Source organism: uncultured Marinobacter sp., assembly GCF_947488835.1.
Lineage (GTDB): Bacteria > Pseudomonadota > Gammaproteobacteria > Pseudomonadales > Oleiphilaceae > Marinobacter.
The window spans coordinates 239,352-252,165 of sequence record NZ_CANLBK010000004.1 but is presented as its reverse complement, the minus strand read 5'-3'; the positions used below and the strand labels follow the sequence as shown (position 1 = coordinate 252,165).

At 54.9% G+C, this 12,814-nt stretch carries 13 protein-coding genes; 9 read left to right on the top strand and 4 right to left on the bottom strand.

Annotation, left to right across the window (positions count from 1 at the left end):
- The first annotated feature begins 20 nt into the window (after positions 1-20).
- The 5 genes from Q0824_RS14760 to phoR all read left to right on the top strand — a co-directional run bounded on the left by Q0824_RS14760 (position 21) and on the right by phoR (position 4,304).
- A complete protein-coding gene (locus tag Q0824_RS14760) occupies positions 21-578 on the top strand; it encodes a hypoxanthine-guanine phosphoribosyltransferase (protein WP_298452302.1) in 558 nt (185 codons plus the stop codon).
- A complete protein-coding gene (locus Q0824_RS14755) occupies positions 559-1,146 on the top strand; it encodes a chorismate lyase (protein ID WP_298452298.1) in 588 nt (195 codons plus the stop codon). The genes Q0824_RS14760 and Q0824_RS14755 overlap by 20 nt, the downstream gene beginning before the upstream one ends.
- A 107-nt stretch (positions 1,147-1,253) precedes the next feature.
- A complete protein-coding gene (ubiA, locus tag Q0824_RS14750) occupies positions 1,254-2,141 on the top strand; it encodes a 4-hydroxybenzoate octaprenyltransferase (RefSeq protein WP_298452295.1) in 888 nt (295 codons plus the stop codon).
- Between the two features lie 118 nt (positions 2,142-2,259).
- Complete coding sequence (phoB, locus tag Q0824_RS14745; protein ID WP_298452292.1) at positions 2,260-2,952, top strand: phosphate regulon transcriptional regulator PhoB; 693 nt, start codon at positions 2,260-2,262, stop codon at positions 2,950-2,952.
- Positions 2,953-2,996: 44 nt separating this feature from the next.
- Complete coding sequence (gene phoR / locus Q0824_RS14740; RefSeq protein ID WP_298452290.1) at positions 2,997-4,304, top strand: phosphate regulon sensor histidine kinase PhoR; 1,308 nt, start codon at positions 2,997-2,999, stop codon at positions 4,302-4,304.
- A 1-nt stretch (position 4,305) separates the two neighbouring features.
- Here phoR and Q0824_RS14735 read toward each other — a convergent pair whose 3' ends face one another.
- Positions 4,306-5,187, bottom strand: a complete 882-nt coding sequence (locus Q0824_RS14735) for a response regulator (protein WP_298452288.1) — start codon at positions 5,185-5,187, stop codon at positions 4,306-4,308.
- 245 nt (positions 5,188-5,432) lie between these two features.
- Here Q0824_RS14735 and Q0824_RS14730 point away from each other — a divergent pair, with 245 nt between their 5' ends.
- The 4 genes from Q0824_RS14730 (at position 5,433) to rsuA (ending at position 9,509) form a co-directional block, all read left to right on the top strand.
- Entirely contained in the window at positions 5,433-6,689 is a 1,257-nt protein-coding gene (locus Q0824_RS14730) for a lytic murein transglycosylase (RefSeq protein ID WP_298452286.1), read from the top strand.
- Between the two features lie 157 nt (positions 6,690-6,846).
- The gene (locus Q0824_RS14725) at positions 6,847-7,593 is read left to right on the top strand and encodes a THxN family PEP-CTERM protein (RefSeq protein ID WP_298452282.1); all 747 of its coding nucleotides are present in this window, start codon (positions 6,847-6,849) and stop codon (positions 7,591-7,593) included.
- Between the two features lie 189 nt (positions 7,594-7,782).
- The gene (locus tag Q0824_RS14720) at positions 7,783-8,811 is read left to right on the top strand and encodes a metal-dependent hydrolase (protein ID WP_298452280.1); all 1,029 of its coding nucleotides are present in this window, start codon (positions 7,783-7,785) and stop codon (positions 8,809-8,811) included.
- Positions 8,812-8,816: 5 nt separating this feature from the next.
- The gene (gene rsuA / locus Q0824_RS14715; protein ID WP_298452277.1) at positions 8,817-9,509 is read left to right on the top strand and encodes a 16S rRNA pseudouridine(516) synthase RsuA; all 693 of its coding nucleotides are present in this window, start codon (positions 8,817-8,819) and stop codon (positions 9,507-9,509) included.
- Positions 9,510-9,511: 2 nt separating this feature from the next.
- On the opposite strand, the gene Q0824_RS14710 is transcribed toward rsuA, so the two are convergent.
- The 3 genes from Q0824_RS14710 to ilvD are packed head-to-tail and all read right to left on the bottom strand — an operon-like array spanning position 9,512 to position 12,683.
- The gene (locus Q0824_RS14710; protein WP_298452274.1) at positions 9,512-9,991 is read right to left on the bottom strand and encodes an asparaginase domain-containing protein; all 480 of its coding nucleotides are present in this window, start codon (positions 9,989-9,991) and stop codon (positions 9,512-9,514) included.
- A gap of 46 nt (positions 9,992-10,037) precedes the next feature.
- Positions 10,038-10,976: a D-alanyl-D-alanine endopeptidase gene (pbpG, locus tag Q0824_RS14705; protein ID WP_298452271.1), complete on the bottom strand. Its 939-nt coding sequence runs from the start codon at positions 10,974-10,976 to the stop codon at positions 10,038-10,040.
- Between the two features lie 30 nt (positions 10,977-11,006).
- A complete protein-coding gene (gene ilvD / locus Q0824_RS14700; RefSeq protein ID WP_298452268.1) occupies positions 11,007-12,683 on the bottom strand; it encodes a dihydroxy-acid dehydratase in 1,677 nt (558 codons plus the stop codon).
- Positions 12,684-12,814 lie beyond the last annotated feature (131 nt).

Sequence of the window (12,814 nt, the reverse complement as noted above, 5' to 3'; positions counted from 1 at the left end):
TTACGACAGGACCGACCGTTATGAGCGATACCGTCGCCGAAATGAATCAGGTTATGGCCGAAGCGGATTGCCTGGTTGATGAGCAGCAGGTGCAGACTGCCATTCGTACTCTGGCCGACGACATTACCGGCCGCCTCAAAGACAGCAATCCCTTGCTGTTTTGTGTGATGAACGGTGGTCTGATCTTTACCGGTCAGCTGTTGCCCCGCCTCAACTTCCCGGTGCAGGCGGAATACCTGCATGCAACACGCTACAGGCAGGAAACAACCGGTGGCATTCTGGAGTGGACACTTCAGCCCAAAGCCGACATGAAAGGCCGCACGGTGCTGGTTATTGACGACATCCTTGACGAAGGCACCACCCTCAGTGCGATAGCAGACTATTGTTTGAGCCAAGGGGCAAAAGAGGTTCTGACGGCCGTTCTGGTGGACAAACAGCACGACCGCAAAGCACGTCCGGATCTGAAGGCCGATTTCACAGGCGTGTATGTTGAAGACCGCTTCCTGTTTGGCTACGGCATGGATTACAAAGGGTACTGGCGCAACGCTCCCGGAATCTATGCCGTTAAGGGCCTTTGAAATCGAGCCCCCTATAGACAAGCCGGGCACGGCTATACCACCAACCAATTGGTATAGCTCTTTTGCCGCTGCCGGGTTGCGCAACCCGGAGGTGCATGGCCCGGCGAATTACTGGCTAAAAGTTGAAGGCTCCTTCACTCGGGCGCTGCAAAAGCAATGTGCGAGCTCGTTTCACGTAGAAGTGCAGCGCGAAGGCTTTGCCACACCCACCCTAGAAGAAGCCCGACGCCTGGGGATCCCTTTTCGCCAACTCGCCTGGATTCGCGAAGTACGCCTGTGCGGCGACGGCAAGCCCTGGGTTCTAGCTCGTACCGTTATTCCTCTTGCCTGCCTCAAAGGTGAAGGTCGCCGACTGCTTAATCTTGGCAGTAAACCTCTCGGCGCCTTCCTTTTCAGCAGCCGGGACTGGCAGCGAGGGCCTCTTGAAACCGGGCTGTGCACCCCATCAAACCACAGTTCCTCAGTAGCCGAACGGCCTGCACTTGCGCGTCGCTCTCTATTCAGCAACAAAGAGAACGCATTGCTGGTGGGCGAATATCTGCTTCCCGTGCTTTACCGCAGGCGCTGATGGGCTGCGGAGAAAACTCCGGCTTTCACCCCCGCCCGCCCACTGGCTATAATCCCTGCACGTTCACGTTCCAGACATTCTGTTCCATGCCCCAAACGGATAGACCCATGCTGCCAGACGCCGTGCCAGACCACATACGGAGCCGACTGACCGATTACGCAAAACTGCTGCGCATCGACCGCCCAATTGGCACCCTCCTCCTGCTGTGGCCCACATACTGGGCACTCTGGCTTGCCGGTGAGGGCAACCCCGGCATAGGCAATATCATCGTGTTCACACTGGGCGTTTTCTTTATGCGTGCCGCCGGCTGTGCCATTAATGATTTTGCCGACCGGGACTGGGACAAACACGTAGAGCGCACCAAAGACCGCCCGCTGACCACCGGCCGGGTAAAGGCCTGGGAAGCAGTCGCCCTGTTTGGCGGCCTCTGTATTATCTCTTTCCTGATGGTGGTGTTTTTTACCAACACCTTCACGCTCTACCTTTCCTTTGGCGGCGCCCTGCTGGCGTTTATTTACCCTTTCTCCAAGCGCTTCACCCATTTACCCCAGCTGTTCCTCGGTGCTGCATTTTCCTGGGCCATCCCCATGGCATGGGCGGCAGAAGCTGGCGAGCTCAGCCAGGTTACCTGGTTGCTGTTCACGGCCAACGTACTCTGGACAGTAGCTTACGACACCTTCTATGCCATGGTGGATCGCGACGACGATCTGAAAGTCGGCATTAAATCCACAGCCATCCTGTTCGGCGATGGCGACCGTGCAATCATCGGCGCACTTCAGGCCATGGTGGTGCTCATCCTGATAATTGTCGGCAACCGCTGTGAGCTGGGAAGCATCTATTATCTTGGATTGGTTGCCATGGCCTGTCTGTTTATCTACCAGCAGTATCTGGCCAAAGATCGTGAGCGCAACGGCTGCTTCAAAGCCTTCCTGAACAACAATTGGGCGGGGTTCGCGGTATTTACCGGGTTGGTTATCGATCTGATCGTGTCGTAGAAAAGAATCACCGCAGAAATCTGGTAACGGCGGAATGGGCCGGGCTGTCACACAGCTGTAACACTCTAGCGTTGTAATGGTTCAGCAACACATCATGGTCTGAAACAGGTTAGAGAATATGTCTGGAAAAACCGTCCTGATTGTCGATGACGAACCCGCTATCCGCGAAATGATCGTTGTGGCGCTGGAGATGGCTGATTACGAATGCCTCGAGGCCAGCGATGCCCCCGAGGCCCACGCCCTGATCGTCGACAGGCAACCCGACATTATATTGCTGGACTGGATGCTGCCCGGCACCAGCGGCATAGAACTGGCAAGACGGCTGAAAAAAGAAGAAACCACCTCAGATATACCCATCATCATGCTCACCGCCAAGGTTGAGGAAGACAATAAGATCCGCGGCCTGGAAATCGGGGCTGATGACTACATCACCAAACCCTTCAGCCCAAGGGAACTGGTCGCCCGCCTGAAAGCCGTGCTGCGCCGGGCAACGCCTCCTGGCATCGACGACCCCATTGAGGTAGACGGCCTGGCACTGGACCCAGCCAGCCACCGCGTCACTTCAAACGAGCGCCCCCTGAATATCGGGCCCACGGAGTACCGCCTGCTGCAGTTCTTCATGACTCACCAGGAGCGGGTTTACACACGCTCTCAGCTTCTGGACCAGGTATGGGGCGGCAATGTATACGTTGAAGAGCGAACGGTTGATGTGCACATTCGGCGGCTACGCAAAGCGTTGGGAGAGCATCACGACTATCTGATTCAAACTGTGAGAGGCGCAGGCTACCGGTTCTCTACCCAGCCTGCTTGATCTACGCTTGCCGCTCACCAAAAGCACCACAAGGCTGCCTTTAAATGCAGAAAATCTGGTCGCGACATCTGCGTCTCACATTTGCCGGGCTTGCAGGCGGCACGCTTGCTGGCCTGTATTTGGGTTACCCGGTTTACGGTTTGACCGCCGGCCTTGGGCTCTATCTGTTGTGGACGCTCTACCAAACCCGGAGCTTGGCGCATTGGCTGTCAGACCCGAATAGCGCCAGTGAAGCGCCTCAAAGCGTAGGCATCTGGGGCAGCTTTTTTGAAAAACTGCACAAGCTCACCCAGAGTTCTCTGCAAGCCCAGAACAGTCTGCGATCGCGCATAGATCGCATACAGGAATCCACAAACGCCATGCGGGACGGCGTCATCATGACCGACGCTCTTGGCGCCATGGAATGGTGGAACGGTTCTGCAGAGCACCTATTGGGATTTCAACGCTCTACGGATCAAGGGCAGTATATTTACAATCTCATCCGCACGCCGGCTTTCAAAGCCTACTTTGACGCAAAAAACTACCGAGAACCCCTGGAGCTGAGCTCGCCCGCGAAACCTCATATTCATCTGCAAATCCAGATCAGCCTGTTTGGAGAAGACGACCGCCTAATTGTGGCCAAGGATGTCTCGCGCCTGCATCAGTTAGAGCAGATGCGCCAGGATTTCGTAAGCAATGTTTCCCATGAAATGCGCACACCACTAACGGTAATCAGCGGCTATCTGGAAACCCTTGTGGACAACGCGGATGATCTGCCCGCCAAGTGGCGGAGAGCGGTCAACACAATGGCTACTCAGTCGTTCCGAATGGAGACACTGATTGCCGATCTTATTCTTTTATCCCGAATCGAAACCGGTAAGCAATCCGAGCACGATGCACCAACCAACGTTGACCGTTTAGTGCGGCAAATCTGCCAGGATGCAAGAACTCTCAGCGGTGAAAGCCAGCATGACATCCACTTTGAAGCGGCCAGCGAGCAACTGATAAGCGGCAACGAAAACCAACTGCGTAGCGCTTTCTCTAACCTTATCTTCAATGCGGTTAAATACACGCCTGCTCGGGGCCAAATCAAGGTGCTCTGGTTCACAGACAATGAAGGGGGGCATCTTTCAGTTAAAGACACAGGCTCCGGTATTGATGAGGTTCACATTCCCCGGCTCACGGAACGCTTTTATCGTGCAGACCCCAGCCGACACAAAGACACCGGCGGAACCGGGCTAGGCCTGGCCATCGTCAAACATGTACTGATTAACCACGACGGGAATCTGGAGATAAAAAGCCGGCTTGGTGAAGGCAGCGAGTTTGTGTGTCACTTTCCCCAAGAGCGGCTAGTGTCGACGATCACTGAATAAGCTATCGCTTACCTGCTCTGAAACGCGCGATGAATCGGGAAAGATCCTCCATTTTCTTTGGATCCTCGTCCACAAACCGAATGGACACACTCACAAAATCGGTATCTTGCCGCTTATCAACCGCTTGCAGCTGATGCACGTAGCCATTCAGCCGCGCCATCTGCCCTTCTCCGGTTTCTATATCGACCACCGCCTGATCCAGAATGCCCGGAAACTCTTGATCCCGCCGGGCAATGACTCGTACTTCCGTCAGGTTAATGTCTTTAACGACCGATTTCAGAGTGCTCTCTGCAAAACGGATTGACGCAAGGCTCATAGTGCTTCGGGTGGCCACGGGCTTAGAAGACTGCTGAGCCGGCGGCGCGAAGGCACCGGCTGCCGGGGTGGGCTGAGCTACTGGTGCGGGTACTGGCTCTCTTTTTTGTGTCAGCAGTGCCGCTGACTCCTTGAACGCATCTGCTGGCCCCTCCATGGATTTTCCAGTGCGGCCCATAGCCGTTGTCAGCGTGCTGCCCATGACCTTGATGATCTTCTTGCTCAGGCCCTCCGGGCTGAACGGCTTGCCAAGGTATTCAGACACACCTTCCTTTACAGCCTCAATGACATGGTCTTTGTCGCCACGGCTGGTAATCATGATAAAAGGCACTTTTTCGTACTGAGGCTGTTGGCGCATCCACTGCAGCAACTCAAGGCCAGACATCTCCGGCATTTCCCAATCACAAAGAATCAGATCAAACATGCCGCGAGACATCAGTGACTGCGCCCTGCGACCATTCTGGGCGTCGGTGGTTTCTATCACGGGAAAGCGCTGGCGTATTGTGCGCTTAACCAGATCCCTTACAAAACTGGCGTCATCAACCACCAGCGCTTTCAGCGTTGCCATGTTTTGAACTCTTATGAATGTATGCCTCCAACTATAGAACAAAGGCCCGCAGGGGAAACCTGCATGCAACAAAAAACCACAAACTTCCAACCTGAAAGCCACCAGCAGTGGTATTGGCAAACCCCTTGAAGCGGCATGTTAAAGAACTGTCACCCCCATGGGCCCTGTAAAGTGTTTCACCAACTGAAAAACACGCTACCATGACCTTTTACAGTCCACACCTTCTTCTATTACCGAGGTTTTCCGTGCTGACCAAGCTTGCAAGGATTCTGCCCAACCGGCGTATAGCATGCCATGTATCTGTATCCGCGTTTCTGGCTATCTCCGCTCTGCCTGCAATGGCGAAAGTGGCAGACAACGAGGCCGTACTGGCGGCGCCGGTTGGCTTTGAGGAGTGCAAACTGCAACTTCAGGAAAAAGCCATTGCAGCCGGGGTGAGCGCAAAAACCGCTCAAGACGTTATGACCGGCGTCAAGCATATAGACCGGGTAATCGAGCTGGACCGCAGGCAGCCCGAGTTCACCACCACCTTTGCCGACTACCTGAACCGTCGGGTTAACGACGACAGGGTGAGCAAAGGCCGGGTGCTGATCAAAGAACACAGCGAACTTCTGGCTCGGGTAACTGAAGAGACCGGCGTGCCCGCACCCTATCTCGTCGCCTTCTGGGGGCTGGAAACCAACTTCGGCAGCTATTTCGGCAAAATGTCCGTGCCGGACTCGCTGACAACTCTGGCCTGCGATGCTCGACGCAGCTCTTTTTTTACCACCCAGTTGATTGCCGCGCTCCGCATTATTGACGAAGGCGCCATACCCGTAGAACAGATGGAAGGATCCTGGGCCGGTGCAATGGGCCACGTACAATTCATGCCCACCGTATTTTTGGAGCATGCGGTAGACGCCGATGGCGACGGCCGCCGGGATCTGTGGAACAGTTTGCCAGACGCCATGATGTCCGCCGGCAAGTTTCTTCAGTCGATGAACTGGGACGGAGACTACCGTTGGGGTCGTGAAGTACTGCTGCCCCAAAATTTCGACTACTCCCTTGCTGATGGGCGCCGCCTTGCATTGAGCAAATGGGGTGAGCTGGGTATTACCGATGCGTTCGGAAAGTCTCTTGCCACGGAAGACATTACGGCGGCACTGATCGTTCCAGCCGGCCACCGCGGGCCCGCCTTTCTTGCCTTTCACAACTTCAAAGTGATCATGGGCTGGAACCGCTCCGAGTTCTACGCCATAGCCGTGGGGCACCTGGCTGACCGCATTGCGGGCGCGGGAATGTTGCAGAATCCACCACCGGAGGATACGCCGGCTCTTTCTCGAGATACGGTTCTTGCACTTCAGGCAGCTCTCAACGAGCGCGGGTACGATGCGGGCAAGCCCGATGGTATTACCGGACCAGCGACCCGCTCTGCGATTCGTAAATATCAGCACGCAGAAGGGCTGATCGCTGATGGCTTCCCGGGGCAGGAATTGCTTGACCGGCTTGGGGTTAGCATCTAAAACAGACTGTCAGATTTCTTTACAGCCAAAAAGAAAGCGACGCATAAAACACTGATATAACTAACAATATTTATTTGGCACGAATCTAGCTTAATGGTAGCAACTGACGACATAAAACGATTTGTGTCATTTCACTGTTAAAGCTGGGAGTTATGCCATGAAGATGTTGGCGAAGGGATCCATTGGTGCGTTGTTGCTGACGGCAGCTATGAGTGTAGCTGCCTATCCAGTAAATCTTGACTCTGTGAGCGGCGAATGGAAGCCGCCTGTGGGCGGATCAAATGTTCAAGGAGTTGGATCAGAGAGCATTCGCTGGGGTACCGGCGAGGAGTCGTGCTCCGGAATTCTTTGGTGGAGAGAGTGCTCAAATGGGCCGCAAAGTGGTTTCAGCTTCGAAGGGCCTAACAATTTGCCACAAACGCTGACCTCTAACGACCCGTTCGTGCTAGGAACTTTCACCCATTTTAACAACCGCATCACTGGAGAAAGCATCTCCGGCGCTGCCCTTGACGTGTACGCTTCGTTCTCTACAAACCCAAGCAATGGCAACATCACCGGACCTTACACGTTTGATTTCAGTCATACTGAAACGCCAAACGTTCACTGCGGCCCACTTGCGTTTATTTTTGGCTGCTCAAGTCGCGACGTGGATGATGTTGTTCGTTTGGACAACATGATTGAAAGCTCAGAGTTCCAGTTTGGCTCCAACATCTATTCGCTATCCCTCCTGGGATTCGACGGTGGTGTCACTGAGATATTCACCCCTGAAGGCGACGCTACCTCCGTCGACCTTTTAGCGAAGCTAAATGTACGCTCTGTAGCAGTCCCCGAGCCTGGCACTCTGGCACTGCTCGGCCTGGGCCTAGCCGGCCTCGGAATGGCACGTCGCCGCAAAGCCGCTTAATTGGCTGAAGCACTAACAGGAATTATTGTCCTGTCGTGCACATAGCTCAAAACTGACACCCCGCGTTTGCATCAAGCCCGGGGTGTCAGTTTTTTAACGCTCGTTTTTTTCAGTACGCCCTTCTTCCCGTGATCTGAACCCGCATTCCAAGCATAATACCCACCATCACTCTCTAATTTTACGGAATTCATGGACTCACTCACTCAGGCGGCTCTTGGCGCCTCAATTGCTGGCCTTGTGGCAGGCAAAACCCTCGGGCGCCCTGTTCTGCTCACCGGCGCATTACTGGCCACGCTTCCCGATCTCGATGTGCTGATTGATTACGGAACGGCGGTGGCTAACTTTACCCAGCACCGGGGCTTCGGCCACTCTCTGTTTGTGCTTGCGCCTTTATCACTGCTGCTTGCCACTTTGCTCTGGCGCTGGAAGCCTGAACCGGGGTTTCCCCGCTGGTTATTGCTAACGGCCCTGGCGTTGATGACGCACCCGCTTCTGGACACCTTTACCACTTACGGCACACAGCTTTTCTGGCCGATTGGCCGGCCCCTTGCAATAAGCAGCATCTTCATTATCGATCCTTTGTACACACTCCCGCTGGTGGCAGGCTGCATTGCCTTTTTAATACGCCCTCCGGCGGTGCGTGCCATAGCGGCGGGACTGATTCTATCCACTGCGTATCTCGGCTGGTCGTTCGCGGCCCAACAAATCATTACCGAGCGAGTCCAACCGGCTCTCGCAGAGGCGGGTTTTGAGAAGGCCGAACTGCTGGTGCAGCCCATGCCGTTCAATACGGTGTTATGGCGTGCCACGGCCATCACGAATGATCAACGAGTCGAGATCGTAACCGGGTTTCTGGATGGCGACGCCCCTCTATCCCTTGAGTATTTCCCCCGTCAGCCAGAATTGGCCAAATCTGTCGCACAGTTACCCGAAGCCCGCCGCCTGGAATGGTTTACGAAAGGCTTTCTTGACTACCAGGCACACAACAGCGAAATAACCGCAACCGATGTTCGCCTGGGCATCCCCGGGGCACACCCATTTACCTTCATTCTGGCAGATGATCGAGACGGCGCACTCACGCCAGGAAACGGTGCACGTGCGCCACGGCCCCTCATGAATACCGGCGCCCTGCCTCTGCTCTGGGCCCGCACCACCGGCGCTATTCCTGTGCTGTGTCTTGCCAATCTTGCAACGCCAGCCCCTGGCAAGGAGTGTTAATAACCATGCGTCTTGATCAGTTTGTTTCCACCAGCTCAGCGCTTTCACGCAAAGAGGCCAGGCGCGCCATACATGCGGGGAGAGTTGAGGTTAACGGCGAGGTTTGGAAAGACACGGGAAAGCACATCCTTGCAGATGCAAAGATCTCGCTGGATGGCGCACAACTGACGATTCAGGGTGAGCGCTATCTCATGCTGAATAAGCCTGCTGGCGTTGTTAGTGCTACTCGCGACAGTGATCACCCAACTGCTTTGGACCTCATCTCTGCGGAGCTGACCCAGGATCTGCACATTGCGGGGCGATTGGATGCCGACACCACGGGTTTGCTGCTACTGACAACCGATGGAAAATGGTCTCACCGGGCCACCTCCCCCAAGGTAGACTGTCCGAAAACTTACCGGGTAAGCCTGAACACACCCATAACAGATTCAGCCATCAAGGAATTGGAAACCGGCATCCTGCTTAAAAATGACTCAAAGCCCACAAAGCCTGCGCGGGTGAAGGTTGTGGAGCCTCAGTTGATTGAACTGACCATTTCAGAAGGGCGCTATCACCAGGTCAAGCGCATGTTGGCGGCGGTAGGGAATCATGTGGAGGCCCTGCACAGGCAGAGCATTGGTGATATATCCCTCGACCCGGCACTGGAGCCGGGTGCGTATCGGGATCTGACGGAACAGGAAATCGCTTCGATTGGCTGAGTTCAGGTACGCTCGAAGCGTTGGGCTTTCAGGTTTTTACGCACAGCGCCGGCCTCGAATACTTCTCCATTCATGGCAATATAGACGCCGGGAGGCAATAGTTGCACCGCCGCCCAGGCAAAACCTATGTTGAACACTGCATCGCTGCGGCGCATCCGTGCGGGCTGCATGGCTCCCGTCAGAACAATGGTTTTGTCTTTCAGGGATGACAGCACCTGAGCTGTTTCCGCCATGGTGTCTGTGCCGTGGGTAATCAGGATCCGGCTGTTATCGCAGGCGCTGATTGCAGCAAACACCTGCTCACGATCTGCATCGGTCATTTCCAGACTGTCTTTACGCAATAATCCGTGCAGGATGTAGCCTTTGTGGATATTCGATTCCGCCAGCAGCTCCGGCACCAGAGACTCACCGATTTCAAACTCGCTGTTTGCGTCAAAGTACACCTTATCGATGGTGCCGCCGGTGGTGAAAATCCGGATCATGAGGGTTCCTGCTTTGTTCAGCGCATTGTGCAATGTCGCTCGGGTTCTATTTCAGAGCGGTTGCAGTGCTCTGTGCCAGAGCGTTATACGCCGCGTTCTTTTCCTGTGCATATTGCCGCGCGACTTTAGCTACCTGCCCACTGGCACCGGTAGCCAGCCAGCGTTTGATGCGGCCGGCATCTCCCATGGGGGATCGAGTGCCCAGGGAGTCTAGCAGTACGGTGACCACCTGCTTACCGTTCATTTCAGAGATCATCACAAGGCAGCGCCCTGCTTCCGAAAGATAGCCGGTTTTGCTCAACCCTACGCCCCAGCTTTCACGGTGCACCAGCGTATTGGTGTTGCCAAACGACAAGCTGTAACGGGGGCTACGGAAGTTGCCGCGAAAATAACCTGTTGTGGAATATTCTCGAATTTCCGGGTGCTTTGCAGCAGCATTGACCAGCTTCACCAGGTCCCCTGCGGTTGAAAGGTTTTCTGCCGAGAGGCCAGTTGGATCCACAAAGTGGGTGCCCATCATGCCAAGGGCTTTCGCTTTGGCGTTCATGGCAACAATAAATGCATCGAAGCCACCCGGGTGGCTTCTGGCCAAAGTGTAGGCCGCAAAGTTCTCAGACGACATAAGCGCAATGCGTAGCACATCGGCGCGGCGCATCGTTGAGCCGATCCGGATGCGAGTGTAGGCATTAGCGGCAGCAGCTGTGTGGCGCTTCTCGAACACCAGCCACTCATTCAGCGGAGCGCCAGATTCAAGCACCACTAGAGCTGTCATCACCTTGGTTATGGAAGCGATGGGCACAGGCCTGTTTGCATTCCGGCCAAATACCAGTTCATTGCTGCCAGCCATCGCCACGGCCGCATTGACCGATGCCAAATTCAGGTCCTGAGCACCAGCCAAGCTGGCGCTCTTCTGCTGTGCATTTACTGCAAGTGGCAGGCATAGCACCAGCCAAAGCAGCATCCGCACGATGTTCATTTTATACATGTTGCACTCTGTTTTTGCGTTATCGATGCATCATGGCAGGTCGGTAACCGCGCCGGTGGATGCAGAGCTTACTGTGCGAGCATATTTCGCAAGCACACCACGGGTAAATCGTGGTTCGGGAGCAACCCAGGCTTTGCGCCGGCGCCCAAGCTCTTCGTCAGGAACATCCAATACCATGGTGTTTGCGACGGCATCGATGGTGATTGTATCGCCATCCTCAACCAACGCAATGGGGCCACCTTCTGCCGCTTCCGGGCTGATATGCCCCACCACAAAACCGTGACTGCCCCCGGAGAAACGTCCATCCGTAATCAAGGCCACGTCGTTACCAAGACCCTTGCCCATGATGGCCGACGTAGGTGTGAGCATTTCACGCATTCCAGGCCCACCCTTCGGACCCTCGTAACGGATCACCAGTACGTCGCCAGCAACCACGGTTCCATCGATAATCCGCTCTTGCGCTTCCTCTTCCGAATGAAACACCCGGGCACGTCCGGAAAAGTGAGTGCCTTCCTTACCAGTGATCTTGGCAACAGCCCCTTCAGGCGCCAGGTTACCGTGCAGAATGCGCAAGTGGCTATCTGCCTTCACCGGGTTATCGAATGCCCGGATAATGTCCTGACCTTCCGGGTAAGGGTCTACTTCAGCCAGGTTTTGCGCCAGCGTTTGTCCTGTAACCGTCAAGCAGTCACCATGCAAAAGCCCCCGCTCCAACAGCATCTTCATCAGCGGCTGTATACCACCAATCGCCACCAATTCCGACATCATGTAATGGCCGCTGGGGCGCAAGTCCGCAAGAACAGGAACGCGCTTACCAATCTCTACAAAGTCTTCCAGGCTCAGCTCCACATCAACCGTGCTGGCCATTGCCAACAGGTGAAGAACCGCGTTGGTTGAGCCGCCCAAAGCGATCACGACGGTAATCGCATTCTCAAATGCTTCGCGGGTCATGATGTCCGAAGGCTTGATGTCTTTATCCAGAAGATTCAAAACCGCTGCCCCGGCAGCGCGACAGTCATCCAGCTTGTTATTGGATACCGCATTCTGGGCAGAACTGCCCGGAAGGCTCATGCCCATAGCTTCAATCGCCGATGCCATGGTGTTGGCGGTGTACATGCCACCACAGGAGCCCGGGCCGGGAATGGCCGTTTCTTCAATCTGTTTTACTTCGATTAAATCAAGATCACCTCGGGCGTGGGCGCCTACTGCTTCGAATACCGACACAATATCAGTGTGATTTTCACCGGGTAGAATCGTGCCGCCATACACAAACACCGATGGCCGGTTGAGCCGGGCCAGCCCCATAATGCAACCGGGCATATTTTTGTCGCAACCGCCGATCGCAACCAGTCCGTCAAATCCTTCACAGCCCGCGACGGTTTCAATGGAATCCGCAATGACTTCCCGGGACACCAGTGAATACTTCATTCCCAAGGTACCGTTGGCGATACCGTCAGACACTGTAATGGTATTGAAGATCAATGACTTGCCACCAGCTGCATCCGCACCCGTCGAAGAAGCTTCTGCCAATTCGTGAATGTGCATGTTGCACGGCGTCAGATTGCTCCAGGTGGAAGCGATACCAATCTGCGGCTTACGGAAATCCTCATCGGTAAAACCGACAGCTCGGAGCATTGCCCGGCTGGCAGACTTGCCCACTCCATCCACCACGGGGGCGGAATAACGGCGGCGTTTGTCATCAGTCATCGATCTCTCCCAAAAATATGGTTCTCAAACAAAATTAATGCCAGAAGCGAGCCCACCTGACCTGCATCAAACAGCAGATTGCAGGCGCCTTCTACAATAATTGCACAATTTTTGTGCATTGGAGGCACATT

Excerpts from the sequence above, each read along its gene's own strand:
- Q0824_RS14760 (WP_298452302.1), top strand. The coding sequence starts at position 21 with ATGAGCGATACCGTCGCCGAAATGAATCAGGTTATGGCCGAAGCGGAT.
- Q0824_RS14755 (WP_298452298.1), top strand. The coding sequence starts at position 559 with ATGCCGTTAAGGGCCTTTGAAATCGAGCCCCCTATAGACAAGCCGGGC.
- ubiA (WP_298452295.1), top strand. The coding sequence starts at position 1,254 with ATGCTGCCAGACGCCGTGCCAGACCACATACGGAGCCGACTGACCGAT.
- phoB (WP_298452292.1), top strand. The coding sequence starts at position 2,260 with ATGTCTGGAAAAACCGTCCTGATTGTCGATGACGAACCCGCTATCCGC.
- phoR (WP_298452290.1), top strand. The coding sequence starts at position 2,997 with ATGCAGAAAATCTGGTCGCGACATCTGCGTCTCACATTTGCCGGGCTT.
- Q0824_RS14735 (WP_298452288.1), bottom strand. The coding sequence starts at position 5,187 with ATGGCAACGCTGAAAGCGCTGGTGGTTGATGACGCCAGTTTTGTAAGG.
- Q0824_RS14725 (WP_298452282.1), top strand. The coding sequence starts at position 6,847 with ATGAAGATGTTGGCGAAGGGATCCATTGGTGCGTTGTTGCTGACGGCA.
- Q0824_RS14720 (WP_298452280.1), top strand. The coding sequence starts at position 7,783 with ATGGACTCACTCACTCAGGCGGCTCTTGGCGCCTCAATTGCTGGCCTT.
- rsuA (WP_298452277.1), top strand. The coding sequence starts at position 8,817 with ATGCGTCTTGATCAGTTTGTTTCCACCAGCTCAGCGCTTTCACGCAAA.
- Q0824_RS14710 (WP_298452274.1), bottom strand. The coding sequence starts at position 9,991 with ATGATCCGGATTTTCACCACCGGCGGCACCATCGATAAGGTGTACTTT.
- pbpG (WP_298452271.1), bottom strand. The coding sequence starts at position 10,976 with ATGTATAAAATGAACATCGTGCGGATGCTGCTTTGGCTGGTGCTATGC.
- ilvD (WP_298452268.1), bottom strand. The coding sequence starts at position 12,683 with ATGACTGATGACAAACGCCGCCGTTATTCCGCCCCCGTGGTGGATGGA.